The sequence below is a fragment of the Microcoleus sp. SVA1B4 genome, from assembly GCF_036700545.1.
Classification (GTDB): domain Bacteria; phylum Cyanobacteriota; class Cyanobacteriia; order Cyanobacteriales; family Microcoleaceae; genus Microcoleus.
Genome location: NZ_JAUBPB010000003.1, coordinates 172,572 through 199,569, shown reverse-complemented (window position 1 = coordinate 199,569; position 26,998 = coordinate 172,572). Strand labels below are relative to the sequence as shown.

Sequence of the window (26,998 nt, the reverse complement as noted above, 5' to 3'; positions counted from 1 at the left end):
CCAAATCAAAAGTTATTCCCTGACAAGGATTTTAGTTGCTCCAGTTTGGTTATATGCTTCAAAAATTGCATCCTTCAGCGGTTGTGAGAGGTGGACGGGGATTGCAGCAATGTCTTCAGGTTGAGACGGCGATCGCTCTTGACAAGGAGTTGGCGATACAAGCGATCGCCCTTGACGAGGCGTTGGGGATACGGATTGCGATCGCTCTTGACAAGGAGTTGGCGCGACTTCTGAAAGTTCCTCAACTGATTCAATTAGTCGCACAGAGCTAGGGTTGATGTTTAAGATCAGAGCACTACCTTTAGGCGAGGGTTCAATAGTGGCCTCAAAGGTAGTACCGATCGGCAATTTAGGTGAATTAGCAGAGAACATAGCTAATTCTTGTCCGTCAAGGAGGACAATAGGGCTGCCGTCGCGCCTTGAATCGGTACCGCAAACAGAACCCACCTCAAAAGTCAATGTTTTCTGCCTCCATTTGGGACTGCTAAAGTCAACATCTTTCAAGTCATTGTACTTCTGCCCAATCAGTTCCGCTCTGTCAAACTGAAAGGTTTGCAATTGCTCGCAAATTTCATCCGTAAACAAATTGAGAACCAGTGCTGCTTTAGGTGTTTGGTTTTGGGACTCAAGCCAAGTATAATCAGCAGGAGCTACAATGCGTGAACTGACATCTTTAGTGCGACCAAGACCATCGCGGTAAGTTAAGTCTAAACTGTCGATGTCATTGGCATTGCCGCCAAACTTCTTCTCAAGAATTCCCACCAGTTTGTCGCTGGGTTCAATTAAGGCAAAATTGACCATTGGCAGACTCAGATGCAAAGTTGCTTCATATTTAATGCCTTTGCTGTCTAACAATTCTTTCCAATGTCCAGCTAAGTCTTTGCCAACTGGCTGTCGCTTCTTATCCCTGACAGTCTTACCGCTGCCGTCCAGTTCAAATTCCTCGAAAGGGACGCTCAGAACGTAAGTGTCTTTTGGCATTGCTTCGTGCAGTCGCTCGTACTCAGGTTCAAGGTTGAATTCAATCAACAGTTGCCGAGAAAGTTCCTTACAAGCTTTGCGAGGAACTTCTAAGTTGGGATTTGCGGTTTCGACGTGCCACATAGCACTAGCAGCTAAAAACCGTTCTTCAGGGTCAGTCCAAGCTTCGGTCACATCGGCTCTTAAGCTCTCGTATAACTTGCTGACTGCTTCTTTAATTGCCTTAGAATCGCCGCCGCACTCCAAGTGAATTTCACCCATCCTTTCTCGATAGCGTTCCTTAATATCTTGCGCCCACCTGACATAATATTTCTCCCATTTTTCTCGCTCATCTAAGTCCGAAGGAGACTCAAACAAGTAGCGAAATTCGTCGCGGTGCCGGCTTTTTAGACGAGTCGGTTCCCACTCTGGGTTAACAGCCTCTCTAGCAATGCAATTGATAGCGGTGCCGTCTCCTATAGGTAATGGCACGGTTTTGTAAAGCCTGGGGTCGTCTTTGTAGTCAAATAGGTAGCTTGGGTGCTGTTCTGACCACTGCTTAGCCTTGGACAGCAGGGTGGGGTGGTGGTCTTCGGTGCGAGTAGCACTTTTGGGACTGTCCACTTCAATTTGCAGGGCATCAAATAGCTTTCCAAGAAGCTGCCGCTTCTGTTGATTGAATAAACTTTCTGGCTGTCCCGGTTCTGCTGCTGATGATTGCACTCTCCCGATTAAGGTAGCCACCCAGCCGATTTTATTTTGGGCGATGGCTACGGCAATTTGCCGCAATTTGGTATACTTGCGATCGCCATTACTATCGGTAGCTTTATTGTAGTCAACTTTCTCTCGCTTCTCAACAGCATCGTACTCATTCTCTTGATTAGCGTGCCTGGTTTCAGAGGCGATATTCGGCATTCGGGAAGCAGGCGTAATCACTAATTGATCGCCGTCAAAATCGCATTGATGATGCTGCATGGCTTGGTCGGAGCGAATGAAAACGCACCCTTTGTACTGCGTTAATTCAGGCTGACTTTTGTTGTCTACTGTGTAGCGGCGGATGTTATCTTTACTGACAATTGGGTATCGGGTAACGATAACTTCTGTGCCGTGCCGCAAGTGGGGGGCAACAATTGTACCGGGTTTGAGGTTTTCACAAGGTTGAGCCATTGCTGAACCGTGATGAATTGCTCCTTTAATTGCTAAGTCTTTCCACTTTTTAGCCAGTTGTTCTTGCATGAAATCGACGACTTTGGGAAAGTCGAGGAGTTGACCGAGTTTGTCGTTCCTCAAAATTGAAATTAGCCGGGATTCGTTGCGTTGGGCTTTTTCATCTGTTTCGTCTTCTAATCCGCTGCTGTCTTCGTGAAGGCTAGATTGAAAAGCAGCTTTTTTGTCGTGCTGCTCCACTAAGTATTTGGCAAGTTGCAGCCGGTTATTTTGCAAGTCAGCTAGCTTTTGGGCTTCAATTTTGGTCGGTGTGGCTATGTCAGCCTGAATAGCTGCTTCGGAATACCAAATCGAAAATTGCCAGGAATTTTCGTATTCAGTTACTTTGGCGTTGCCTCGATTTCCTAGTATAGCTTTGGGAAATTCGTAATCTCCGCAAGGAATCAATTCAGCTAATTGCTCTTTAGCAACTCCTTTGATAGAGGAACGATCCATGATGATATCATAATCCAAGCCCGAGGTTAAATTAGCATCAGGCAACAGCGTTCCTTTGGCAAGAAAGCTAATTTCTGGAGTGTGGCAGTCTTCTTGTCCCCATTCCTGCATCCAGGCAAATCTGAATTGAAAAGGTCGGTTGTAATTCCCTCCTAATTGTTGGGCTAGTGCCGGTGAAATTTTACCGTGACAGTCTCCGGTTTGCCACTGATGAGCTTTCGCTTTTTCACTTTGGTCATCGCTTTGAGAATCAACAATTTTGAGTCGCAAGGTTTCGCCGTCAAGGGAGCTATCTAACAATTTGGCTCCTTGGTTGCAACTGCTAACTAGCAGTGAGCCATAGCGACAGGCGTGGTCGGGTTGAGTTTTGAATACGCTCAACATTTTGGTTGAGAGTTCAATGTCTGCAAAATACACATTTTTGCCGGAGCTGAAAGCAACTCTTCTGGTAATACCATCTCCGAAATCGATGTTTTTCAGAGGGTCGAAGCTGCTATCATTTGGGTCTGGTTTAACGATGCTTAGGGATGCTAACTCTTCAGGTTCAAAAAGCAGTTCAAGCAGGGAGTTACGCAGCACTTCTGATTCAGCTTGGTACCGCCCCTTTGTTCTACCGTCAGTCAAGGACATATCAAAGACTGGGATTTTTAGTCCTTCCCCAGCTACCCATTCTGTGGAGCGATATTCTGGGGTAAGTTTTCTTCTGCTCATTGATTAGCTCCTGAATCCTAGTTTTTACATTTTTAGGACTTACGCACAGTAATAGTCCAGATTTTGACAAGGTTCTTGCTTCACAAATTCCTGCTACTGAGTGATATTTACCCCCTCCAATTGGAGGGGTTTAGAAGAAAGAAGTAGCGTGTTACAATCAGGATGACAATCCCAATGTGGAGAAAAAAAGTGAAAGTAGTTCGCACAACTACGGCAATGGAAAGCCAACGGGATTATTTCTCTGATAGCGATGCAGTTGCCCGCGTTGCTTTTGGAGAAGGTGAAAACAGCCAGCAATTCGGAGGTTTGAACCTCGACGCTAACGGGGTTATTAAAGGTAGAGCGTCAAAGTTATTCAATGTCACCGAAGAAGAAGTTGAAAACCCTCAATACTGGATTGATTTGTAATAGATATGGCAATTTTCAGTATCATGAGGTAGGCTTCGACCCCCTCCTGAGTTTTGAATGCGTGAATGCGTGAGTTGTGAGTTAAAGAAAACTCTTAAAACTCACAACTCACAACTGAAAACTCATAACTCCCAAGGTCGGTACAAGGTAATAGGTAATCGGTAATAGTTAATTTCAGGATTGGTAATTTTCGATCGTGTTAGCTACCAGCCCGGCATGGACGATTTATGCTCCCTTACCATGCCTCATTACGCATTACTTTGTACCAATTACGTTGTACCAATTACCTAGCTAACTGAAAAAGGCTATATCGAGAGAAATTAAGTTGTTTTTCTTACAAAACAAGCGTTTTCTACTCTAATTCGGGGATTTTTAATTCGGAGGTGTCTAACTCGGATATGTCTAACAATTCAGGTGTCAAATCAAGGCATTCCTGACACCTGAAAAGATGGCTAACGCCGTTTTTTGGACTGCGTTTTATCCGAAGAACGACTCTCAAGCGTCTGGTTGGCTTGAAGAGAGTGCAAATTGTTACCGGGAAGCAAGCTGTAAACCACTTTGCGCTTGCGGAACACCCTAGTGCCATCTACAGGCATTCCTTGTTTCCAAGCGTCTGCAATCGCCTTTTTGTCGGCAGAAATTACGATTTTTGTTTCGACTCGGCGATAGGGTTCTGGCAGTTGAGATGGGTCAATCAAAACTTCACAGGTAGGCGGATTTTCCTTAACAGTAATGCGGCGGTGTTTGCCAATAATTTCGGAAGTTAACACGCCGCACTCGTTGAAGTAGAGAACGGTTTTGTCTAACCGCTCTCTCCACCCCTGGAGTTTGTGGAGAGCTCTTGAATGCAGTTCTATCAAATACTGCATCCGGGCTGTAATTCCTGCAATCTCGGCATCAATTTGGTCGGCTAAGTCGGCATGGGCATCAACAGCAAGTTCCTGGGTTTCTTGGGTTTGCCAAAGGCATTGCAGCAGTTGGTCAATTTCTTCTGAGCTTTCTGCTGATTCTAGTTTATGCCAAACTTGAGCCGCAGTTATTGAACTTTGAGCAAGCGTCGCTGTGGCTAAATTCATGCTTAGTATCCTCCGTTGATGCAGGTGTGATAATAATCGCGGCGTTCTTCGAGTTGAGTAAGCGCAGCTATTGTTGCCGCGTCGGATTTAAGAGAGATTTGTTTGTCATTTTGAATTTGGCTAACTGCTTGAGAATGAGTTAAATTTTGTGAGTTTGACTGGGTGATTTTTTGCATACAATTCAAAAAACTTTCTTAAAAATAGCGCGACCGCGCTCTTAAAAAAAGGAGTATTTAAAGTTATGAATTATCCTATAGTTTTTTACCCAAAAGTGGTAATGCAGTTCTGCCATCAATATCCTTTGCCAGAGGCAACTTCTAGTTGTGCCACCTCATCCCAACTTCAAGAAACTCAACAATTCGAGCAACCTGTTGTTTTGCTGACTCCGCCTCAACCACCTGTGGTGTTACCTGTCAAGTTGCTGTGGTTAATTTGGGTGTTTTGGCTCTATGGTGCGATCGTACTTCCGCTGTTAGCTATTTCCTGGGGTTGGCTGTGGTGGGAAATGCTGTTGGTAGTAGCTGCTTATTCATGTTTAATTGCGGCTGCTTATAGTTATGTGTTTGGTTGTCGCCAAAAGCTGGTATCCAGGTATAAGCAGCAAGTTCTTGAGTACAAACAACAAGAGATGTTATCCCAACAAGAGATATTATCCCAACAAAAAAGATTATCCCAACAAGAGATATTATACCAACAAGAGATATTATCCAACCAACAGCAGGAATTTTCTAGTTTTAAGCTAGGAAAAGAAGGGTTGCAGACAGTTTTTAAAAGTGTAAAAATTGACTTACATCACAGAAATCGATCGCTCAAGGATTTGATGTCACTTCGGGTTAGTCCTAATGGCACATCTCAAGCTCGGCAAGGAGTGAGTGAACAACGCTTTTTGCAATACTTACAGCAATATTTCGAGGAAGTTGTCCAAGCAGCAGAGTTTAAAATTCCGTTATCTCAGAGGAGCTATTCAGCAGATTTTACTGTAATTCACACTCCATCTGGACTCGGAATTGATGTCGAGATTGATGAACCTTATGCTGGCAAATCTAAGAAGCCCACTCACTGCTGCGATGCTGACAGCGATATGCGCCGCAATCAATTATTCTTAGAGTGGAATTGGATTGTGGTTAGGTTTACTGAAAAGCAGGTGGTTCAGGCTCCTTTGAGCTGTTGCAAGTTCTTGGCTCAGGTGATCGCCTTTGTAACGGGCGATCGCTCTTATTTAAAGCAACTGGAAACTGAACCCGATTTGCTGAGCGTCAAACCTTGGACAACAAGAGAGGCAAGGGCTATGGCTAAAAGCAACTATCGCCTTACTTATTTACCTGGATTTGGTGTCGGTTCTGCTTGCGCTCTGGTTTCAAAGTTTTGATGCGAGCACACGCAATATTCGAGTTATTGACATCGATAAAGGGTTAGAATTAGTAAAAGGGAGATAAAATAGATATGCTGTCATTTGAAGAGGGGTTCATTGAAAGTCAACAGCTCAACCAAAGACTTCTGCAAACAATTCGTTTGCTTGGAGAGTACAAGGGAAAGCAGGAGTTATTTAAACAACAAGCCCCACAAGTTTTAGGCACTTTGCGCCAAGCTGCGGTTATTCAGAGTACCGAATCTTCTAACCGCATTGAAGGCATTACTGTGCCACTAGAACGGATTAAGAAATTAGTAACTGAAAAAACAACGCCACGCGATCGTTCAGAACAAGAAATTGCGGGTTATCGGGACGTGCTAACTACAATTCACACCAGTTATACCCACATTCCTTTTAGTACAGGTGTCATTTTACAACTGCACCGCGACCTTTACCAATTTGCTGTTAATACAGGCGGGCGCTGGAAAACAGTGGATAAGGAAATTAGCGCTACTTATCCTGATGGAACTAAAGTGGTGAGGTTTCAACCTACTCCCGCTTATGCTACTCCTGCGGCAATGGAACGCCTGCAAGAACGGTTTAATCGCCTCTGGGAATCGGGCGAGATAGAACCTTTATTGCTGATTCCAACTTATATTTTGGATTTCTTGTGCATTCATCCATTTTTAGATGGAAACGGGCGGATGGCAAGGTTGCTGACTTTGTTGCTGCTATACAAAGCCGGTTATGAGGTGGGGCGATTTATTAGCTTAGAACGGATTGTGGAGAGAACTAAGGAAAGCTATTACGATACGCTTTACCAATCTTCCCAAGGATGGCATGAAGGGCAGCATAACCTGTTACCAGGCGTGGGAGTATTTCTTGGGAGTCATGCTGCTATCAGCTTATCGGGAGTTTGAGCAGCGGGTAGGATATGTTACATCCGCAAAAGGAACTAAAACGGCGATCGTATTGGATGCGATTAACAATTTGCCTCAAGAATTCTCTATTAGGGAATTGCAGGAACGGTGTCCGACAGTGGGAATTGATTTGATTCGCCGTCTATTGCGGCAGGAAAGGGATGCTGGGCGTTTGGAATGTCGGGGACGAGGAGTTGAGGCGCATTGGCGAAAGCAATAGATACAGGAATTACGCACAAGCAACTGGAGGTTGACTTGAAGTACAAAACCTAACACCCAGTTCTAACTATTTATGCAAGCTAATGAAAGCGGTGTAGACCGGGAAATTAACTTCTTGGTAATGGAAAAAAGGTAATCGGTCAATCGGTCAATCGGTCAATTGTATCTGATAATGTTTGAAAACTGTTATATTTCCTCCTATTGGAATTGCATTTCCTACAAAAAAGCTGATTTGTCCTTTCAATTTTTGCAAATAGGGCAGAAGCGTTTGTGGTTCTTTTGCCTCTTGATTGTTCTCTCAAAACTTTTGTCTGCAACCCAGCATTCTGCCAGAACAAATTTTATTCCGCGTTCTCGGGCTGCGCCGCAAAACTTAGCCCCTCTGCCTTTTTTATGCTGATAAAGCCTTTCGTCCAAATCTTTAGTCCAGCCGACATAGTGTTGAGACGGACGAGTCGGACATATCGGCTGCTCAAAGTGCAGGAGATATACATATCCTGCTATTGTGTTTGCCATTTTTGAATGTGGTTTTAATGTTTGCTATTGGCTGCCGGAGAAACAAACTTGTCTCTCCGGCATAATTGAATTACCAGTCGATTTTTAGCTCGCAGTTTTTGTGGCTGCCGTTGCTGCTACCATTGCTGCTGTCGTTGTTGCTGTCGTTGTTGCTGCCGTTGCTGCTTTCGAGAGGGAATTGGAAGTTTAAGGCCAGCAGCTCTTGCTCGATAATTGACTTTCTGTCTAGGACTTTTTTGTCTCTCACAAGTCGCAGAGCGTGGATTATTTTGTCGAGCGTTTGATAGCTTGTTTGTTGAAAATTCAGTACAAGTGTTGTTTCCTTGCCCATGATGTACAGTTCGTTTTCTGTTTGGTGGACGCAGGTTAAATTATTGAAGTAATAGGTGTAGGTTTGCGATAGTTCCATTTTTTTTTCCGATGCTTTATTTTTGGGCGCGACAGCGCTCATAAATTTGTTTTTTCGTAAATGTTAGTGAGTACGATAAAATGTATAAATAATTTATTTTTACCCATGTTGACTCACAAATTATTTGAGCAAGCACGGCCTCAATTTACTTAATAGTTACGCCAAAATAGTTGATAAATACGTTAATAAAGCTGTCAAAATTAGTGGCAGCAATATCAGTAATTGGTATTCCTGCCTGGTAAGAATAATTGGGGGGATAAAACGGTTGACCCACCGTTATCAAAACCCTGAGAGGCCAGAACTACCCAGTAATTTATGTCGCAACCAGGAAATTTGTTAGCTAGCGCTTTTATTTAATAAAAATCAAATTTTTAAGTGGCAATAACTAATCCAGTTCGAGGTTTTGGGTGTGCCGTTTATGCTGTTGGTGATTTTGTTTATGAGTTTGCTGTTCTTGTTCAATTAATTGTATCCAGATATCATTCCAACTTGACGGTGGATTGACAAGTTCTGCATCCGGTAGCAACGAGATCGCATTTCGAGCGAGCTGAGAATTTTCGGCAATCGCTATAATAACGCAATCGAGTTCTTGTAAGAATTGTATAGGTAGTTGTGAAGCTCGTTCAATTCCTAGGTAAATTGTGGGTGGTGCTGTTGTAGAGTTATCCTGTTCAATAAGCAAAAGTGAAAGGGCTTCGATTGGGTTACCAGCAATCACAGCTCGCTCAATTTCTCCGGTAGTGGCTACCCAGAAAGCAGCTTCAGATGACAGGGGATGGGTTGTAGTAAAGTTGCCTCTTTCATCGAGAACAAAAGCGAAGCTGGCTTCCCCGTCAAGCGTCCGTCCTGTAAACACAGCCTTTTCTGAGCCGGCATACAACCAAGAATGAGAGTGCAATAAATCGAGTAACTCTAAAGGTAAACTGTACTCGACTGCTAGATGCGAGCGCACTCTTGCCCACTGAGTTTCATTCCTTTCAGGCAGGATTGATAATTGCAACTCTAACTCATTTGCTGTTGCAGGAGTTCCAGGTGCAGTTGCTGCTAGCTCAGATTGTGACAACTCTAACTCATTTGCTGTTGCAGGAGTTCCAGGTGTAGTTGCTGCTAGCTCAGATTGTGACAACTCTAACTCATTTTCCTCTGCCTCACTGGGGGCGATAGCTAAGTGTTGTGGCTGGATTAAAGCCTCAATTAGGGCGTTATCTCGCCCTTGGTCATAGCTAACGCCTCGATGCTTCTGCAATCCAGAAAAAGTGTAGGCTTTACCCAACTGAGTGCCACTTAAAGCGACTCCATCTAAATTGTAAGAAATGCCTTTACTCAAGCCGATTCCAGTTCGAGTCAATCTGACTTGTACCTCTACGCCTTGTTGCTGCAATCGCTCAACAAATTCTGGCATACTTGGGTTGTCTTGGGTAACTTCATCAATTAGGTCTTGCAATTGCACCCTGACGCTCTTGTTTCCCTTGCTTTTTAATTGCCTGTGTTCTCCTGTAGTCTGAGCTCGCTTGTCTGTTTCCCAACTGGGTGTAACAGTTTCCAGGCTGTAACTCCGTTCGAGCTGGCGAATAGTTTCTTGGCTTTTGTAATAGTCCCAGCTATCGTCAACAACACCTCCATCTAAGCAAATGCGACTGGCGACGATGTGGATGTGGTCGTGTTCTGTATCGCTGTGCTTGACAACTGCGTACTGGTTGTTGTCAAATTCCATAGCTTTCATGTAGTTGGCTGCAATCGCCAGCCAGCGTTGGTCATTTTCTTCAGAATCTTCTAGTTTTTCGGTGCTATCGACAGATAAAGTGGCGTGAAAAACTGCTACTTTCAGGTTAGGTCTTAGTTGTCGGGCGATTGCAAATTCAGCAGCGAGTTCTTCTGGAGTTTGTCCGCACATAGTACCGCCAATTAGAGTGGCGTCTGTTTTGCCCAGTACGTAGTTCAGACAGCCCCGAAAGCCTGTACCTTTGATTTGTTTGCCAATCATAACCGAAAAGCCGTCAGTTGCACAGAATCGATTGCTCAGGCGGTAAAGCCCAGGCTTGTTAATAATTAGCGTACTGTAGATTTGGCGAGGTTTGCAACTATTGTTTTAATTGTAGCTTGGTTCTCTCGAATGAGTTGCTGTACGCTTTTTAAGAGTCCTGTATTGACAACAACTGGTTCTCCCAATGCCACAGCACTATTGCAAGCTTTAGCCATCTGATTGAGGTTGTTTCCTGCAATTCTAAGTTGGGCATCAATCTTGCATAACACTTGATAGGCTTTCAAGTCAAATGCAGCTAGAGGGCGCGGCATGGTTCTCCTCAAAGCTGCACGGCGCATGAAGTCGCTCATGCTTAAATTTACTTGCTCTGCTCTGGCTTTAATTTGATTGTAGTCAGAGTCAGTTAGGCGAATGTGAATATGGTTGGATAGCAGCTCTCTAGGTTTGGCTTCCGGTAAAGTCTTCATAGTTTTTAATCAGTAAAAACCTTTTCCCAAGATACAAGTTAACAACTGTAATCGACAAGCGCTATTCAGGTGATTTTATCCCCCCCAATTGGAGAGGGCTGTTTAGACAGTTTATTAAGGTAGAGACTGACTATAATTTTCTTTATTTGGAGAGAATAGTGGATTTAGGTGCGATCGCACTTGAATAAGTGATGAGCTTGTTGAATTGCTTTTGAAGCATTTTCTCCCTCTAATTTCTTAGAGCTATAGAATATTCAGCTTAAATCGTAGTACAAATAGTTACAGTTGTCATTAAAGCTAAAGAAAGTATTAAACCCGACCTTACGGTTAGGCTTCCGTAAAAGGAGGGTGCATTATTTCTCTTCCTGCACGTAAAAGTGCGGTTTGTGATCACAAAACCATTGCTTGCTACTAATCAAGAACAGCCAAAAGCAGCCTCAACCAGCAAAGGCAGTCTCTGCACAAAAAAGCAGTAATTTGACCGAAAAAGTCAGGCATTTGCAGGATATTTACAGGGATTTGCAGGTAAAGTGCACCCCCTGCAAATACCTGCACTTGCCTGACTTTATACTGCAAATCCCTGACTTTATACTGCAAATCCCTGACTTTAGCTGACGCAACAATTAGCTAATTTTTTAGCGTTTTTAACAACAAGTGGATTGACTTAATAGTCAAGTTGTGGCATCGGAATTGAATAAAAAATCAAGTTGAGCAAGTGTGAGAAAATTGGCAGGTAGCTAAAATTTATGAAGTGATTTTGTAGTGTAGTACCCACTATGCCAGCAATAAAGCTGAGGCTGGACTATCTGGTTTTTGCGTTCCGTTGAGGCTGTTCGCGAGTGTAAGGCTTACCTCGATCGAGTGTCCGCTGCTGTCTATTGCTAGCAGTTAACTACTAAACTACCATCGCCAGCCTTTCAATTCTTTGCAAGAGCAAGCGAGTGCGACCTGAATTTTTAGCAACGGGTGAGAGGAAAGCAGGCGCGATTTCGCACAGATTTGCAAGCTCGGCTCGAAACCATCCTGATAAAAATGCTTTCACTTCATAGTCAGCTTGTTGCACTTCCTCGAACAAACTAAAACGCCCGTCAAGCAGTGCCACAATGTCTTCAATATCAGAACTAAAATAAAAGTTACCCCCGCCTCTACCCATGAAAGCTTCTATTTTGGAAGCGAGGAGATAAGGCGTTGAAAAAATTAGGATTTGCCTACCACTTGGAAGTTGGTAGCGAATAGAGTTAGCAATGCCCGGCCTGTACCAGCGATTGGAAAACCCTAATACAGAGGAGTCGCACGGCATGACATCAATTGAAATGCCCTCATACTGCCAGCGACATAGGGGTGCACCTGATTCTGTAGTCTCTTGAAGCCCAAGGGTTCGCAACAAGTTCGAGAAGTTGTAATATTCAGCTCTGGACATGATTTCGACAACACAATCAACATCATCGGTAGGTCGAATGTCAGGAGCAGCCACTTCGTCCAGATACAGGGATATCGTTGCTCCTCCTGTGAAGACGATGGTAGTGCGTACTTGAGAGAGTATCCGGGCGACTGTTTCCAGCATGAATATCTGCTGATTCATAGAGCGACGATCCTCTTTTCAAGTTCGCTAGCGGCTAAACGTTGCTCCCGCACCCGACCAACTCGAATAGCGTCAATCAAGCTGAGCAAGGCGTAGAGTTCTGGATCGTTACTGGCAGCTTGGGGGACTGAGCGGTACAGAGGCGCGATTGCCTGCCCTCTCACGACACCTTGAGGGTCAGGCCAGACGTAAACCTCAGACGGTGAGGCAACCAGCTTGCTTTTCAACGGCTCAGCAGAATGTGCAGTTGGCAATCCCCGCGAGAGGGGGCCTGGCTGGGCGTAGAATACATAGCGCAACCCGTGAACCAAGAATTCCAACACCGCTTGCTTCAAAATTTTCCGCTCGGAGCCATAATACAGACCCGCAGCTTCAGAACGCTCAAGGGCAGCATGAACTTCTGATGCGCTCATGCCCAAGCTTTGAGCGAGAGAACTGTACGTCCAGTTCGTTGAATCCCAACTGTGGACTTTGAGTATTGCAAGGATATCTTGGGGTTTTAGCATAGCGGATGAGCGAGCGCATTGTTTCCTTTATTCTATATTCGCGAATAGCGAATAATTAAGGTGTGGCGACTTTAATTTACTGCGAGGCGTTCGTTGAAGGGCAATCGCCATGTAGCCAATACAGCGCTCGCCCCGGCCGCTTGAAGCCGTTGTAGGTAGGAGCGATCGCACTATAAGTTTCAGAAAACTTAGCCGGAACTTTCCTTTACCGGTATCGGTATAAATATATCTCCCAACATTGCTATTGCTACGACTGTTCCTCACTTTTTTTCCTAGCTTCCTATCAGGCATAAAATTTAGTTTACAAGAGAGCGAGTGAGGTTCGCTCCGCTAAGCGTGCGATCGGGACAGTTGGGGCAATTGACGCCGATGCTGTCACAAGGGTCTCCACAACAGCAGGAGCAATGTTCGTGCAATCAGCACAGTTGGATATCGGGTAAAAATCAAGTCGCTTGACACCTAGGATGCCCCATTCATCAGGGTGTATTATTTTTTTTCTGCACGCATTAATCATGGTTTGCGATCGCAAAACCATTGCTTGCTACCGATTGAGAACAGCCAAAAGCAGCCTCAACAAGCAAAGTCACGAAGAGCACAAAAAAGCAGTAATTTGACCGAAAAAGTCAGGCATTTGCAGGATATTTACAGGCATTTGCAGGTAAAGTGCACCCCCTGCAAATACCTGCTTTCCGCCTGACTTTATACTGCAAACGCCTGACTTTATACTGCAAATCCCTGACTTTAGCGCTCCACAACAATTAGCTATTTTTTAGCGTTTTTAACAACAAGTGAATTGACTTAATAGTCAAGTTACGGTATGGTAAGTTGAATTAAAAATCAAATTTCAGAAGTGCGAAAAAATTGGCAGCGTAGCAGCCGTTATGTCAGCCTTGGCAGTTGCATAAATTGCTGTTGTCGGACTCGCGCTTTGCAATCGGCTAAACTGTTGGTATGAAGGCAGGTTAAGAGCAGACCCTAATACGGTGTCTTAATGGCGAGAGCGTCTGTGATCGTTGCAATTAGGTCAAGGAAATCAAATTTACCCATCTAGGACTTAGAAGTGCTACTGCTAGGTCAGGAGATGAGACAGACGCTAGAGAGTTGGCGATCGACCTAACTAGGACAGGATGCGGAATGACTGCCAGGTTTTGTAGCTACCAAAACGCCTGTCATTAAACTTCAGCTTTTCGCTCGCAGCCTGCGTGGTCTCAACTTGTGATCGAAATTCCACCAACTGTTGAACCTGTTGAACCTTCAGCTTTTCGCTCGCAGCCTGCGTGGCCTCAACTTGTGATCGAAATTCCACCAACTGTTGATTTTGAGCCCGTACCTTTTCTAATTCGTTTTCGTGCCTAATTTTCAGAACGAGGTTGCTTGCATCTGCTGCACGTACACTGCTGGGAATGCTGGTTCCCAGGTCTAGAGAGACGGCGATGTGTGTCTTGTTAGTAACCATTTTGTTGATGTTTGTAATTTTGTTCTGTGTTTAATATCAACAAAGATTTATCAGGATAGGGCTTTTTCCTAATATCGAAGCGACGCGCGAGCAACCAGACACTCATTAGGCGACCGGCTCACGCGCTGCCCGTTGTGCGGATGGTTTCTAAGATGGCCTCGACTGTTTCAGGGGAATACTTCGGCATTGAGTGCGCTAACGATATGTGTGCCCATATTAGCCCACCGGCCCCGGCTTTCTGGGGAGTACCCATCTCTAGTGGGGTGCCGGTGTATCCCTGTAAAAATTTGCAAGATTGGTTTGCGCCACCTCATCTGCCGGAAACAGGCTTTCAATCCGCAGTTCCTGCAACGTGATGTCATGAGGAGTACCTAACGTGGCGATCGCCGAAAATAAGTTAAGGCTCAGTCCGTCTTTGACAAACTGTACCGTCAACAAGGGTAGTTGCCAGGTGCGGGGTAGAGATTGCTGCCACAAGCGGGGGGCATCTGGATAAGCTTGTAGTTCTTGAAAAAGAGCCATAGATTCGTCGCTATGTCCATCGACGAACGCTTCTCGATACACCCGTTGCATCAGATGGCTAGCAATTTCTTCCCAATTCCCCACAAACGGCTTGAACCCTTGAGGATGAAACATCAGCCGCATCAGATTAATCCTGCCGTTGATGCAGAAATGGTGTTGCAGCTTCTCTGGATGAACTAACCAATTGGTAAGCTGTTGCGCGGCTGTATTGCTCTGGATTAAATTCCAATAACGATCCATTACTAATGCCGGATAGGGTTCTTGCTGGCGCAAGATAAACTCTATGGCTTTGCGGATCGGTTCAACTTCAGGCGCTGATAAATCGCTTTGGGAATAAATCGGCGCAAAGCCCGCCGCCGTGAGCATGATGTTTTGATCGCGCAGAGGAACATGTAGCACAGCCGCCAGTTGCAGTACCATATCCCGGCTGGGATTAGCTCTGCCTGATTCTAAGAAGCTGATATGCCGCTGAGAGACATTGCCAGCTAAAGCCAAATCGAGTTGACTCAAACCGCGTTGATTGCGCCAGTGTTTGAGCAGATTCCCAAAGGATGCGTCTCGGTTTGGAGTTGATTGCGTTGAGGTTGAAGCGCTCGCCATTTTACTATCCTTATTACCTCGTAGGTAATTGTTTATATTATCTCGGAGGGTGACAATCAGAGCAACAGGGTTGATGACGAACTTTTACGCTTCGCCAAACCAAGTCCCTGTTGAAGTGCTGATAACAAAAGGAAAGTGAACCTATGTCCAATGCAACTTATCTACAGCGGCAACTACCTACATCCAAAAAATTTCTGTCAACCCAATCGCTTTATCTGCTGCTAACGATTATTGGTGCGATCGCGCCTTGGAGCTTTCTGCTGAAGTTCTTTCTCCAGAATGGTCTTGATCTCGATTTATTTTTCCAGAATGCGTTCGCTAATCATGTCGCTTCTGCCGTAGCAATAGATTTGCTCATTTGTGCAGATGTCTTCTTCTGTTTTTCATTTATTGAGCTAAAGCGATTAGGTTTGTCTCGTCGCTGGTTGTTTGTTTACGTTGTCGCTACTTTTGGCATTGGTGTATCTTGTGCTTTGCCTTTATTTTTATATTGGCGCGAACGAGCGTTAGAAACCCTAAAGTTTGAGCATTAAGCTCTACGTAAAGACTTTCTGACTACAGCTCCGCGTTATCGTCTTACCAACAGTTTTTATGGTCGAGTAAAGGGAGTAATAATGGAAAGAAGAAGGGGAAGAAAACCATGCTTAAAAACCTAGGATTGAAGGAGCGACTTATCAAAGATAATTGCACAAGCTATAGACCCTAAAAAATCATGTGTGGTCAAGTTTGAAAAACCTCTTTGTATCCGTTGGCTAGCTCAAACTCCAAGGGTGGGAGAAGATAAAGTTCCGCTTTTATGTATATGCTCGCAGATGGTAATGCAGGGATTTTGATCTATTTCACCTGTTTTTCCTGCACATTACTACCTTTCTTCGTCCGAAAACCCATACAGTGTTTACTTGAACCACTTATTGAGCAAGCCCTAGTTAGTTAAGTATATTTGTCCATCATACCATAAATGTGCAACGCCCAACGCCCAAGTTCTAGGATGTGCCGATTACTCCATGATTCATGGCATCATTCATCAACGCCGCATTTCTTTCTCGAAATCGCAGTGTGAAAATGCTACCCGTACCCAATTTACTTTGCACAGTCAGGCTACCGCCATGTGCTAAGGCTATAGCTTGCGCTATCGCCAATCCCAATCCCGAGCCGCCAGTAACGCGATCGCGTGAACTGTTAACTCGATAGAAACGATCAAAAATTTGCTTTTGATCTTCTGCTGCAATCCCACACCCTGTATCTTGAACATGAATCACAACTAAATGGTCATTTTTTTCTAAAATAACCGTTACTTTGCCACCAGGTGAAGTGTATTGAATGGCATTGACAATTAAATTAAAAACTAAGCGATAAAGCTGGTTAGAATCACCAATAATAGTCAATGGCTGATGCACCGGCAATTCCGATGTTAGCGCTACCTCTCTGGCGATCGCCATTGCTGCCAATTCCTCGACTAAATCGCTAACCAAGTCATTTAAACAACACAATTGAGGGCGATCGGGTATCGGTTGATTATCCATCCGCGCCAACAGCAACAAATCAGCCACTAACTGAGTCAATCTGCGGTTTTGGCGCTCTACAGTTCGCAAAATTTCCCGCGCTTCTTTTTCATCCAATTCAGACATCAACAGCCCGGATTCTACTGTCGCTTGAGAGGCGGCTAAAGGCGTTCGTAGTTCGTGAGCGGCATCCGCTGTAAACTGTTGAATTTGTCGGTAGGAAGCATAAATTGGTTTCATTGCCAATCCTGCCAGCCACCAACTAGAAAAGCCTACCAAGATTAACGCAGTAGGCAATCCCAACTTTAAAACTAATTTGACTGTACTGAGATAATCGTTGAAGTCTTGCAAGCTCCGCCCCACTTGAAAGTATCCCCAATTTTTCTGATTTTGAGTATGCAGTGATACAGAAATTTGGTGATAAATATTGCCTTTGCTGTCAGTAATGGTTTGCCAGTGTTGTGAGTTAAAAGTCCCTAGCAATTCTTTGGGATAAGCGCCTGCTGTAGCAATCAAATTTCCTGACTTATCAAATAAACGGATATAGTAATAGCTTTGGTTGATAGCGCTTAAAGTATGGCGGCTTGGCAACTGTTCTTTAATGCCGTTAACTCCAATTACGCGGAGGTTGGGCAAAAGTTCATTGACTATTGGTTCCAGGCGTCCGGGCTGCTGCAATTTGATTTCTAGGCTGTCATGTAGCGTTCCCGCTACCGATTCTAATTCCCGGTCTAGGGCTACCCAGTGAGCGTGGGCGATCGCCCTATATACACCAAATCCCAACAAGCTTAAAATCAAACCCATTACTGCTGCATAGGAAATGGCTAATTTCCAGCGAGTCCGATTAAATAGTTTATTTTGATTCATCTTTCCTAATAGGTAATTGGTAAGTGTTAAAGTGTTAATAGGTAATTGGTCAGGACATAACTCTCATTTATTGCAGTAAATTGTTTCAAAAATTGAGCAACAAAAGATAGCACTCTTCCGACTTTTTCAGCTTTTAGCCTTTAAGTAATAGCAAATTTTAAATTGCAATTTTCTCGAATTTATTCAAGTTAATTGCAATTTAAAATCCCTAACTGCCAGCTACCTTTAGTAGGTTTGAATTAAAACTGTACCGAGTGGTACTTCTGCGTTTATTCCCGCCATTTTACCAGAGATAGCGTACATCCAACTCCGACTGTAACCAGGAGTGTGAATGCCCCGCATATCAATCGATATGGTGGTATCAGGAGAAACAGGTTGGGAGAAAACCACTGTCGCTTTTCGGTTATTAACAGAAACTTGAGACTCGATTTTTTGACCAGATTGATTTGTTACGTCAATTCCGCTACGCATTTTCACATCATCCGGTAAATCAATTGTAAGTGCCGAAAGAGGTTTTCCCTGAACGTGAACTTCAAAATGATGAGTAGCACCCTGAAAGCGAGCGCTATTGGGATGGGCTCCGCTGTGAATCAGGTGAGAAATATTAGCATTTCGCATCGCTCCTCCCGCAACAGTAGCGGGGGCATTATATGACAACAAGAAGGTGAATGCAGTGGCGTAAACTAACTTTTTCATGGCGATGCTCCTCAAATAATTAACTCAATGGACTCGGCATTAATGGGTCTAAAAGCCCTGAAATAAATCCAGGTAAGATGTCAGTCGCTTAGGAAATTAACCTCCAAAAGCATTTACCACCGTGGGAGAGTTTGAATATTGGCCGTACCAACTTTACTGTCTGAACTCTGACCCACTTTCTTGGCATAAACGCGGTATATATAATTACGCGGGTAGATGGAAGCCTCAACCTCAAGCATAGAAATTGTCAGCACAGTCCCGGCAACTACAGGTTTGGAGAAAACTACCATTGCTTTTCCACCTTTAACAGAAGTTGTTGCCTCAATCTTTTCACCGGATTGCCTGCTTACTTCAATACCCTTGATTCGCAGTGAGGGCAACTGAATTGATAGTTCTGAAATGGCTTCTCCCTCAACGTGAACGTCAAAATCGTGGAAGGCTCTCCAAGTTGGGTAGTCAGGATAGGAACGGCCTCCGACAATGTGAGGTGATTGGGAATCTCCCGGTATTCCTGTTGCTTTTGCTGCGGAGATAGAAGAGGCAATAATTAGGGCAAATGCTGCACTAATGCTAATTAATTTTTTCACGACTGCACTCCTTGAAAACTAACGTTTGGCTTATTTCTTAGTTTGATACGTATGGATGAAACCAGGATGAAAGATCGGCCGTAACACCTGATTTTTTTATTGATAGCTGCGAACCCGTGCTATACCGAGGAGAATGTCTGTATTGTCGCCAACTAATGTAGCAGTAAGTTGGTACATCCAAGCGTTAGAAACTCCAGAAATTATTACTTTATTCATGGTAATTTTGATTGTGTTTTCGGGAGAAAGAGGTTGGGAGAAGGTTAGTATAACTTGATTGCTGTTGACAGAAACCTTAGTGTCAATTTTTTGACCTGAATCGTCAGATATACTGATATCATCCCTGACAGTTAACCCCGCAGGAACGCTAATTTTTAATTGAGAAATAGCCCTAGTTCCTTGAGGAATGTGTAGCCGGAAAGTATGCCTGACGATTCTTGCCTTAGTTTCCGGAAATTGTACTGAACTATCAATGTGAGGAAAATTCTCGGCGCCTGTTCTGGTGCTCGCATGGACAGCAGGAACTAAAACTGCGGCTGACAGAGCAAATACAGCACCGTAAATGAGTGTTCTCATAGTTTTGACTCTCTAGGAAATTAAGTACAGTACGCCAACCTACTTCAACATTCATATTTGAAGAGTTAGCTTCTTATTAACTAGATTGACAGCTAATTATGAAATCAAGATGAAATATGAACCAGTGAGAGGTGAATTTTAATAGCAAACAAGCGCTTTACTCTCTTACTTGGAAATGAAATGAACCCAGAAATTTCCATCTGCCATACAAACGCGACGGATTAAATCATAGGAATAGTGAAGATAAGCTCCATTGGCATTGTTGTTATACCCGCTAGCAAACCATTCTCCATAAGGATCGTGAACAATCAAGCCAGTTTCGTCATATCCAACTACGGGCAGAATATGACCGAAAGAAGTAAAATAGCCATGTATGACAGTTGGGTTTCCATCTACTAACCAATCTTTAACTTCCTCAAAGGTCGCATTCTCTTTAAAGGTATCTTGAGCACCATACTCTCTGACAATTTTTGCCAAGTCGTAGGGGTTCCAGCGACTGTAACCTTTGTTGAGTGCATATGCGTAGAGTTCGTCCTCAAATTGACCGATCGTGTCCCGGCGCGGTTTGTTGAGGAACTGCAAGCACATTGCCATTGATGTGACATTGCAAGCACCAGTCGGATTATAGTAATTATCCAGTTGGTATTTGTAAGGAAAATTAGCAAGTTGAAAGCTCTTAGGCTTAGTTTTTGGATAAATTACCTTTCCTTCTTGTAAAATTTGGACGTGCGACCTATAGACATACCAGATTTGAGAATTTTTAAAGGAATCTTTTCGCAAAGCTACTCGGATGTGATCGCGAACCATTTCATAAGAGACAAGCTCCAATACTTTCCCCGTTTCAATTTTTTGTTTCTCTGCATCTGATAAATTTAACGCATAGATAGGTCTAGCCTTGAGAACTGTCTCATTAACTATCTTGAGGACAGGAGGTGGAAATTTGAGATCCGATGGCTTGGCTTCAATAAGTTTCTCGGCTGTTTTTGCTCCGATAAATCCTGGTTCATCAGTGCACTGAATCAGCTTGTGAAATCGATTGAGAGCCGCAGTAGAGACTGGACTAAAGATGCCGTTGGCTGGAGGGTCTAGCAAACCTAAGTCGATGAGACGAATTTGGATTTGGCGAGTTAGCTCTTTATCGGCAGCGATCGCCTTTACATCCACTTTCTTATTGGTTCCTACAATGTTTTGGAGTTTCATAATTAATTTATTGAATATTGGAACTAAATGTTAAACCCATTTCCCCATTTTCGATCGCCTCGCCCCCACGGATGTTGCGTAAATCCAGATTAAATTCCCAGAATGTACTGACTGTAATTCTTGGGTAAAAGTTTTTGCAACAGGTAAATAATCCCAAAACAAACTAGCAAATCTACCGTCACTAAAACTCCGAGCTTGAGCAGTGGCTCGGCAGAATACATAAATTTATAAGACGCTAAATTAACATAGTTTACTACCATCACATCTAGCAGGTATATAGGAAAGGAGTAAGCCGCCAATATTTTGACTAATTTCGATAGTTTACTGGGAAGTATGATGCTTTGAGAAAATGCCAATATCGACAGTACGAACCAAATTGCGTATCCTTGAGTAGATAGTTTAAAAAACGATCGGGCAAACCAGGCATCCGAATTCACTTCACTGAGTAGGTAAAATTCCCAAATACTCGCTAGATAGAACAAGATAGTTGCTGCTAAAATAAGCATTCTTTGGCGCTGAAGGTATCCTTGAATGTTGTCATAGCAACTGCCAAGAACTAAACCAGTGGAAAACGGCAAAATCCAACTAAAAATCCAGCGCTCTATCAGCGGTATAGGTATGGAAGGTAAGTATTTGAAAGCAACTAAGTAAAAGACTATGGTAAAAGCTATTTGAATGGTGAAACCCAAAGCCAAAACTTTTCGGGGCTCAAAAAATTTTAATTTAACTAGAATCCACCACCACAAATAGCATTGAACAATCACAACTATAAAGTAATAGGGGGGCAGCACAGAACCTGTCAGCACATCTCTAACTAATCCAAGTAAATCAAATCGTTTGAGGTTGCCCAAATTATTTAAAATGTAGAAGGCTACTGACCAAAAAAGATAGGGCGGTATAATTCTCGACAGCCTTTTCTTTAATATCAGCGTCGGGTTATTTTGATTTTCAAGCTTGTTGGTAAGAAAAAAACCGCTGATCAGTAAAAATGCAGGTACGCAGAAAAGCTGGAGTGTATCGATCGAAATAAATAGAATTCTGCGATCGGGTAATGACAAAAAACCAGCATGAATAATCACAACACTGACGATCGCCAAAGCTCTGATTAAATCGAATTCAGCAAACCTAGTAGATGCTTTTTGCATTGTAAAAACAGGGGTAGTGATGGTAGCCACACTCGGCTGCAAACGATATTTGTCAAGGGTTTCAGTCTTAAGTTGACACCTGCGGGCAGTGACGTATCCCTACTACTTGGCGGGTGCAACACCAGAAACGTTACATTCTGATTAGACAGCGTTTAACCGCGCTCAACTTAAGGTTTACATTCCTAAATGAAATCAGGATGAAAATTTTAATATTGATGCGACTTATAGTGCAGGTAAATAGCTCATCTCTGACAGCAATCCGGTATGCTATCATAAAATTGCCGAATTACCCTACTGTGAAAATGACAGAATGAAACTTATAAAAATGAGCGAGCAAAAATTAAAAAACCCAATTCTCCTATGGATGGGTATGGGGATAGCAATGCTGGCGTGTTGCCTTGTGCCTATGGCTGCTTTCTTCTTTCTAAACGGAAGTTGGCGGGCATTAGTTGGTCACGACAACAAACAGCCCGCCAGCAACCCGTCAACCAGTCAACCGCAGATTCAACCTACTAAAAAGTCTACCGAGTGAAGGTGAATCGACCGTCTACCTTTTGACCGTTAATATCAGCAGTAATCTTCATCTGATACTGACCTACAACTTTTCCAGGCAGGAAAGCTGTATAGTGCTGGTCTTTCTGGTCATAAGTGAAGGTAACAGTCTTTTGAGTGCGATCGGGCATCTGAATTTGACCGGTTATCTTCGCATTAGGTATTGTCTGGTGGTTGTCGCCTCTTTGCAAATAGAAATCCAGGTGAGTTTGAGTGGCTTCTTTCTCGACCACCAACTCTAAATGATAAGGCCCTGATTCAACGACTTGACCGCCTTTGTTTTGAGCGGCGGCTATCTCTGTTCTTGTAATGGGTTTTGAAGACGAGACGGCAGAACTGTTGGCTGAAGTAGCAGCTTGGCTGTTGTTACTTCCAACTCCCAAAAATATTAGCCCCACAGTACCCAGAATAATTAAACCTGACTTTACTGTTTTCATGGTCTTTCCTCGTTTGATTAGGGATTTTGTACTCTTATAAATTTCCGAGCATTGACTTTCATTAATGCTAGAGCATCTAAATGATTATTCCTTCTATTCCTCGCTCAACCGGATAATCTTGGTAATTTAGACTATTCATTTTGCGAGAAAGCTGTGCTGCTTATCCTGTGTTTAAATCATTTTAGGGGATTTCCGATCAATTGTAAGAAAACTTGCATTCTATTGATTGAAGCTAAAACGACCGTCAACTTTTTCTCCGTTAATATCCGCAGTCACTTTCACGGGATAACTTCCTGCATCTTTGCCTGGAAATACAACGGCGTAATGTTTGCCATCAGCATCGTATTTGAAGTCCAGCGTTTGCTGCTCTCCATTCGGAGACTGCACTTGTGCCGTCACTTTTGCATTAGGAATCGGTTCGTGGGTATCGCCTTTTTGCAAATAAAGATCTAAGTGAGTTCCGCTATCCTCTTTCAGAGTTAAAAGTTCTAGGTGGTAAGGTCCAGACTCGACAACTTGACCTCCTTTAGATGGTTTGGGAGGTTCTGTTTTAGCAGATGCTGCAGGAGAAGCGGCCGAACTGGAAGTATTAGGTTGAGAGGCAACAGGAGCGGATGTTGGGCTGCTGTTTGGGCCGGTTCCTTGGTCGCTTTTGCTGCAAGCTCCCAAAAACAGCAATCCGACACTGCCTAGAATAACTAAGCTTGACTTGAGCGCTTTCATTCGATTTATTTTTTGGGTACAATAATTAGAATATGACACCCAAAAATGAAATCTGGATGAAATCTTCAGACTTTCATACAGGTATTCGGATCGTGACCTCGGAAATTCAATATTTTTATCATTTTTAATCTTTCCCCCCCTTGACTCTATAGCCGACTTGAGGGTTTATGCTATATATAGTTTCCCAAAGAAACTTTTCGATCCTAGATTCCCCGGTAAAAATTCATGATTAAAGCAACTCAGACTAAACGCTTCACTCTTGCAGCTTTGACGGCAGTTCTCCTGACAGCAGGTACAGCCGCGGTTGTCTTTGCCGCCGGCCCCTGTACTACTCCTACTCCTGACTGCCCTCAAGCTAATTGCGATAAATAATCCTTATTTTCCCCGGTGTGTAGATTACCTCACGGATTTTTAACAGGGATAAGCAAGAGAATATCCGACAGCAGCACGATCTCAATTTTGAGTGACTGCTGCTTTTTTTTTCAATATTATTTTGGACAAGATAGAGTATTTTATCGAAAAATTGGATGACTATAACCACTACACAAAACTGAAAGTGGCTATCACTATAATGATTGGGTTCAAACTTGCCTAAAACTGCTATGAAAAAATTTGGAACAGAATCCTTAGAACAGCAGCTACTAAAAAGTCGTTCAACAATTATACTTACTCACATCAAATCTGGTAGCTAGTTTTCTAATTGCTCTTTTACCCTGCTTCTCGAATAGTGCGATCTTGCTTGTGTGCACACTACATATAGTGTGCACACAAGTAAGTGCTGAGATAGTATAACACCCTGGCGGGGTGACAACCCCGCCAACTGTAATCGACAATTAAAGGGACGGCGATGGAGAAACTAATGATGATGCCAAGAAGTAAATACTGATTAGCGATCTCTCAAAATTTTGATGGTTTACTCCATGCGATCGAGGATGTCTTACGCCTTGCGTCCGGCGCAGCCTTGGCGGTTGCTATAATTGTTTGCGTAAATTGAACGCGAGACAGGATACTTCTATTGTTAAAGAAATAATCATCGCGCTCGCAGCCGCAATTGCACCCGATGCCCCAAGCTGAACTGCACCGAACGCAACTAAAAGCAATATAGTCGTGCCAATCCAAGTTGCATAATTCAGACCTTTGGTTTGACCTGCCCCGACCAAAAAACCTTGAGTAGCATTTTGCACCGCCACCAGAAGGGGTACAAACGCGCACAACAGCAATACGGGACGGATACTCTCAACCAGGGCTTCATCGTTGCCGATAAAACTTTGCACAACCTGCAACCCAAATGGCGTTGTACTACCTAAAAACAACAGTAGCGAACAAAATCCACCCACACTGAGAGCAAATGCAATTAATTGGCGATCGCTCACTCGATCTCGATTTTTGATAATCACCTGTTGCACCATGCGAGTCGCATTGGCAATCACCAAAACCAATCCCCAAGCCGCAGGCCAAGCCGCCAATGCAATATTAGCGTCTTGGGCGCGGGCAATAATTCCCACCAGGACAGCACGTCCACCCCAGACTACTAACATTGAAGAGCCTAAAGGCCAGTAGAAATTCCACACACTTTTGAGATTGGTGGGTAGCTTTAACTCAGAATCAATGGGTCGAGGCAGACGAGTGGCTCCTAGCCGGTGCGCCGCAATGGTTACAACCAGCGCCTCTGAGAGAACCCCCGCGATCAAAGCAGTCCCCGCCAGCACTGCGCCTGACATTTTCAACACAAATCCGCCCCATAACGTTAGGGCTACAATTAACAAACGAACCATGCTAGCTTTGGCAACCGCCTGAGAATGACCTGTGTGGATGAGCAATCCTTGAAAATAACGCCGCCACGCGATCGCCAAAGGCCAGAGAAACATTAACGTCAACACAGTCTGCACCGTCTGCCGCAATTGGGGTGGAATTCCTAACAGCGTCCCCCCCAGCGTGGCGAAAATAAACGGCAGCGTCAGCAGCAACAGTAACGCACTCAGTCCGCCGCCTGCTAAAAGCGTAAATCGCCACAAGGCGCGACGCGATCGCCCATTCGGTGCAAGGGCATTCGAGGCGTGCAGAATCATAATAATCGGACTTTCAAAAAAGACCGCGAGGGCTTTGGCAATGCCCACGGCTGCCAAATTCACCCGTGCATCGGGTAAATGAGCTAGGGCAGCCGTCATCATCGGATCGCCAAAAGCCATTGCCACATCGCTGAGGGAGAGGGGAATAAATTGCCGCCATAAATCTAGCAGACCGATTTTAGACGGACTTGGAGAAGCCTTTAAGGTCATTGTTTATACAGGTTGTTGCTGTCGCACGAGGGTAAGAGGGACGCTTTGAAGGGCGTTAATTGTAGCGGTGAGGGCTTTTTGTTCCAAGATTTCAATCCCTTGCTCGGACAGCCATTCTGGATTGTAGACTGTTTCGAGATAGCGATCGCCCCGATCCGGGTTCAACAGTACCATGCGTTGAGAATGGCGATGCTGCTGGCTGTAAGCTAGGGCAGCGGCAACGATAGCGCCTGTGGATGCTCCTAACAACAAGCCTTCTCGACGTGCCAGGGCATGACAAACAGAAAAGGCAATGCGATCGTTCACAGAATACGCTGCATCCAGTGCCATTGGATCAAAATTGGGCGGTACAAAAGATAACCCCAATCCTGTCATTTTATAGGGGTGAGACGGCGTGCCAAAAATAGCCGAACCTGCCACATCTACGCCGACAATTCGAGTTTGGGGATGACGCTGTTTAAAATATCGGCTAATTCCCGCCAATTGTCCCGCCGTACTAACGCCAATAACGATAACATCTGGTGCTACGGGAAAAGCCTGTTCGATTTCGCGAGCAGTAAATTGCTCGTGGGCAGTTGGGTTTTCGGGATTGCGGTGCTGGCAAGGATACCAGGCACCAGGAATGGTTTCGGCGAGTTCTTTGGCTTTTTTCATCCTCGCAACTTGCATCGATCCATTGGCATCTGCCGCACTCAGGGGGACATCTACCAATTCTGCTCCATAGGCAGCCAGCATTCGCCGAATCGGGGGCGGTGTTTTACCATCGATGACAATCATCACGCGATAGCCTCGCGCTGCACCAATCATTGCTAAACCAATGCCGAAATTACCCGAACTAGATTCAACAATTGTGCCGCCGGGGGCGAGTAACCTGGTACGTTCTGCGTGTTGAACCAGACATACAGCATTTTTCTCTTTAATGCTGCCACCGGGATTACAGGATTCTAATTTGAGATAAAATTCGTGATGCTGACAGAGTTCGCTCACGCGATTGAGACGAACAATGGGAACCTTTCCAATTGCCTGGGTGATATCGCCAGCTAGGGATGATTTCAGCGCTGTTTGTAGAAGTTGAATCATTGATTTAG

At 44.2% G+C, this 26,998-nt stretch carries 28 protein-coding genes; 7 read left to right on the top strand and 21 right to left on the bottom strand.

Annotated features, from left to right (window positions below):
• Positions 1–12: 12 nt before the first annotated feature.
• Complete coding sequence (locus QT987_RS03005; RefSeq protein WP_333237113.1) at positions 13–3,333, bottom strand: hypothetical protein; 3,321 nt, start codon at positions 3,331–3,333, stop codon at positions 13–15.
• A gap of 189 nt (positions 3,334–3,522) precedes the next feature.
• Here QT987_RS03005 and QT987_RS03000 point away from each other — a divergent pair, with 189 nt between their 5' ends.
• Entirely contained in the window at positions 3,523–3,741 is a 219-nt protein-coding gene (locus QT987_RS03000) for a hypothetical protein (RefSeq protein WP_333237111.1), read from the top strand.
• A 452-nt stretch (positions 3,742–4,193) separates the two neighbouring features.
• Here QT987_RS03000 and QT987_RS02995 read toward each other — a convergent pair whose 3' ends face one another.
• Together QT987_RS02995 and QT987_RS02990 are read right to left on the bottom strand one after the other, a co-directional pair.
• Positions 4,194–4,817, bottom strand: coding sequence for a siphovirus Gp157 family protein (locus tag QT987_RS02995; RefSeq protein WP_333237109.1), 624 nt, complete (start codon positions 4,815–4,817; stop codon positions 4,194–4,196).
• Positions 4,818–4,819: 2 nt separating this feature from the next.
• Positions 4,820–4,993 (bottom strand): hypothetical protein, encoded by a 174-nt coding sequence (locus QT987_RS02990; RefSeq protein ID WP_333237107.1) that lies wholly within the window; start codon positions 4,991–4,993, stop codon positions 4,820–4,822.
• Between the two features lie 65 nt (positions 4,994–5,058).
• Between QT987_RS02990 and QT987_RS02985 the strand changes: the two genes are divergently transcribed.
• The 3 genes from QT987_RS02985 to QT987_RS02975 all read left to right on the top strand — a co-directional run bounded on the left by QT987_RS02985 (position 5,059) and on the right by QT987_RS02975 (position 7,308).
• Positions 5,059–6,186 carry a hypothetical protein gene (locus tag QT987_RS02985; protein ID WP_333237105.1) on the top strand — a complete coding sequence of 376 codons (1,128 nt, stop codon included), beginning with the start codon at positions 5,059–5,061 and terminating at the stop codon, positions 6,184–6,186.
• A gap of 74 nt (positions 6,187–6,260) precedes the next feature.
• On the top strand, positions 6,261–7,088 hold the full coding sequence (locus QT987_RS02980; RefSeq protein ID WP_333237103.1) for a Fic family protein: 828 nt from the start codon (positions 6,261–6,263) through the stop codon (positions 7,086–7,088).
• Positions 7,060–7,308 (top strand): hypothetical protein, encoded by a 249-nt coding sequence (locus QT987_RS02975; protein ID WP_333237100.1) that lies wholly within the window; start codon positions 7,060–7,062, stop codon positions 7,306–7,308. The genes QT987_RS02980 and QT987_RS02975 overlap by 29 nt, the downstream gene beginning before the upstream one ends.
• 239 nt (positions 7,309–7,547) lie before the next feature.
• Here the strand turns inward: QT987_RS02975 and QT987_RS02970 are convergent, their stop codons facing one another.
• From QT987_RS02970 to QT987_RS02935, 8 genes are all read right to left on the bottom strand, one after another.
• Positions 7,548–7,823 (bottom strand): GIY-YIG nuclease family protein, encoded by a 276-nt coding sequence (locus tag QT987_RS02970; RefSeq protein WP_333237098.1) that lies wholly within the window; start codon positions 7,821–7,823, stop codon positions 7,548–7,550.
• Between the two features lie 70 nt (positions 7,824–7,893).
• Positions 7,894–8,274, bottom strand: a complete 381-nt coding sequence (locus QT987_RS02965) for a hypothetical protein (RefSeq protein ID WP_333237096.1) — start codon at positions 8,272–8,274, stop codon at positions 7,894–7,896.
• A 343-nt stretch (positions 8,275–8,617) separates the two neighbouring features.
• The gene (locus tag QT987_RS02960; RefSeq protein WP_333237094.1) at positions 8,618–10,216 is read right to left on the bottom strand and encodes a relaxase/mobilization nuclease domain-containing protein; all 1,599 of its coding nucleotides are present in this window, start codon (positions 10,214–10,216) and stop codon (positions 8,618–8,620) included.
• A gap of 65 nt (positions 10,217–10,281) precedes the next feature.
• Complete coding sequence (locus tag QT987_RS02955) at positions 10,282–10,683, bottom strand: plasmid mobilization protein (protein WP_333237092.1); 402 nt, start codon at positions 10,681–10,683, stop codon at positions 10,282–10,284.
• 895 nt (positions 10,684–11,578) lie between these two features.
• A complete protein-coding gene (locus QT987_RS02950; RefSeq protein WP_333147759.1) occupies positions 11,579–12,265 on the bottom strand; it encodes a hypothetical protein in 687 nt (228 codons plus the stop codon).
• Complete coding sequence (locus tag QT987_RS02945) at positions 12,262–12,771, bottom strand: hypothetical protein (RefSeq protein ID WP_333151769.1); 510 nt, start codon at positions 12,769–12,771, stop codon at positions 12,262–12,264. Before QT987_RS02945 ends, QT987_RS02950 begins: the two co-directional genes overlap by 4 nt.
• Positions 12,772–13,888: 1,117 nt before the next feature.
• Positions 13,889–14,227 (bottom strand): hypothetical protein, encoded by a 339-nt coding sequence (locus QT987_RS02940; protein ID WP_333142746.1) that lies wholly within the window; start codon positions 14,225–14,227, stop codon positions 13,889–13,891.
• Between the two features lie 255 nt (positions 14,228–14,482).
• The gene (locus QT987_RS02935) at positions 14,483–15,349 is read right to left on the bottom strand and encodes a helix-turn-helix transcriptional regulator (RefSeq protein ID WP_333142747.1); all 867 of its coding nucleotides are present in this window, start codon (positions 15,347–15,349) and stop codon (positions 14,483–14,485) included.
• Positions 15,350–15,492: 143 nt separating this feature from the next.
• On the opposite strand from QT987_RS02935, the gene QT987_RS02930 reads away from it, so the two are divergent.
• Complete coding sequence (locus QT987_RS02930) at positions 15,493–15,882, top strand: DUF2834 domain-containing protein (protein ID WP_333142749.1); 390 nt, start codon at positions 15,493–15,495, stop codon at positions 15,880–15,882.
• 450 nt (positions 15,883–16,332) lie between these two features.
• Here QT987_RS02930 and rppB read toward each other — a convergent pair whose 3' ends face one another.
• The 6 genes from rppB to QT987_RS02900 all read right to left on the bottom strand — a co-directional run bounded on the left by rppB (position 16,333) and on the right by QT987_RS02900 (position 21,919).
• Positions 16,333–17,718 (bottom strand): two-component system sensor histidine kinase RppB, encoded by a 1,386-nt coding sequence (rppB, locus tag QT987_RS02925; RefSeq protein ID WP_333142750.1) that lies wholly within the window; start codon positions 17,716–17,718, stop codon positions 16,333–16,335.
• 225 nt (positions 17,719–17,943) lie between these two features.
• Entirely contained in the window at positions 17,944–18,414 is a 471-nt protein-coding gene (locus QT987_RS02920) for a DUF2808 domain-containing protein (protein ID WP_333142751.1), read from the bottom strand.
• Between the two features lie 113 nt (positions 18,415–18,527).
• On the bottom strand, positions 18,528–19,001 hold the full coding sequence (locus tag QT987_RS02915) for a hypothetical protein (protein ID WP_333142752.1): 474 nt from the start codon (positions 18,999–19,001) through the stop codon (positions 18,528–18,530).
• Positions 19,002–19,097: 96 nt separating this feature from the next.
• Positions 19,098–19,574, bottom strand: a complete 477-nt coding sequence (locus QT987_RS02910; protein WP_333142753.1) for a DUF2808 domain-containing protein — start codon at positions 19,572–19,574, stop codon at positions 19,098–19,100.
• A 165-nt stretch (positions 19,575–19,739) separates the two neighbouring features.
• Positions 19,740–20,774: a C39 family peptidase gene (locus QT987_RS02905; protein WP_333142754.1), complete on the bottom strand. Its 1,035-nt coding sequence runs from the start codon at positions 20,772–20,774 to the stop codon at positions 19,740–19,742.
• Between the two features lie 89 nt (positions 20,775–20,863).
• Positions 20,864–21,919, bottom strand: a complete 1,056-nt coding sequence (locus QT987_RS02900) for an acyltransferase (RefSeq protein ID WP_333142755.1) — start codon at positions 21,917–21,919, stop codon at positions 20,864–20,866.
• A gap of 310 nt (positions 21,920–22,229) precedes the next feature.
• Between QT987_RS02900 and QT987_RS02895 the strand changes: the two genes are divergently transcribed.
• The gene (locus QT987_RS02895) at positions 22,230–22,451 is read left to right on the top strand and encodes a hypothetical protein (protein ID WP_333142756.1); all 222 of its coding nucleotides are present in this window, start codon (positions 22,230–22,232) and stop codon (positions 22,449–22,451) included.
• On the opposite strand, the gene QT987_RS02890 is transcribed toward QT987_RS02895, so the two are convergent.
• Together QT987_RS02890 and QT987_RS02885 are read right to left on the bottom strand one after the other, a co-directional pair.
• Positions 22,441–22,908 (bottom strand): hypothetical protein, encoded by a 468-nt coding sequence (locus QT987_RS02890; protein ID WP_333142757.1) that lies wholly within the window; start codon positions 22,906–22,908, stop codon positions 22,441–22,443. The two genes, QT987_RS02895 and QT987_RS02890, sit on opposite strands and share 11 nt — an antisense overlap.
• 219 nt (positions 22,909–23,127) lie before the next feature.
• The gene (locus tag QT987_RS02885) at positions 23,128–23,631 is read right to left on the bottom strand and encodes a hypothetical protein (protein ID WP_333142758.1); all 504 of its coding nucleotides are present in this window, start codon (positions 23,629–23,631) and stop codon (positions 23,128–23,130) included.
• A gap of 225 nt (positions 23,632–23,856) precedes the next feature.
• On the opposite strand from QT987_RS02885, the gene QT987_RS02880 reads away from it, so the two are divergent.
• Entirely contained in the window at positions 23,857–24,003 is a 147-nt protein-coding gene (locus QT987_RS02880; RefSeq protein ID WP_015211800.1) for a hypothetical protein, read from the top strand.
• A 599-nt stretch (positions 24,004–24,602) separates the two neighbouring features.
• Here the strand turns inward: QT987_RS02880 and QT987_RS02875 are convergent.
• Both QT987_RS02875 and QT987_RS02870 read right to left on the bottom strand, forming a co-directional pair.
• Positions 24,603–25,910 carry a hypothetical protein gene (locus tag QT987_RS02875; RefSeq protein WP_333142759.1) on the bottom strand — a complete coding sequence of 436 codons (1,308 nt, stop codon included), beginning with the start codon at positions 25,908–25,910 and terminating at the stop codon, positions 24,603–24,605.
• Between the two features lie 3 nt (positions 25,911–25,913).
• Positions 25,914–26,990: a cysteine synthase family protein gene (locus tag QT987_RS02870; RefSeq protein WP_333142760.1), complete on the bottom strand. Its 1,077-nt coding sequence runs from the start codon at positions 26,988–26,990 to the stop codon at positions 25,914–25,916.
• Positions 26,991–26,998: the final 8 nt, after the last annotated feature.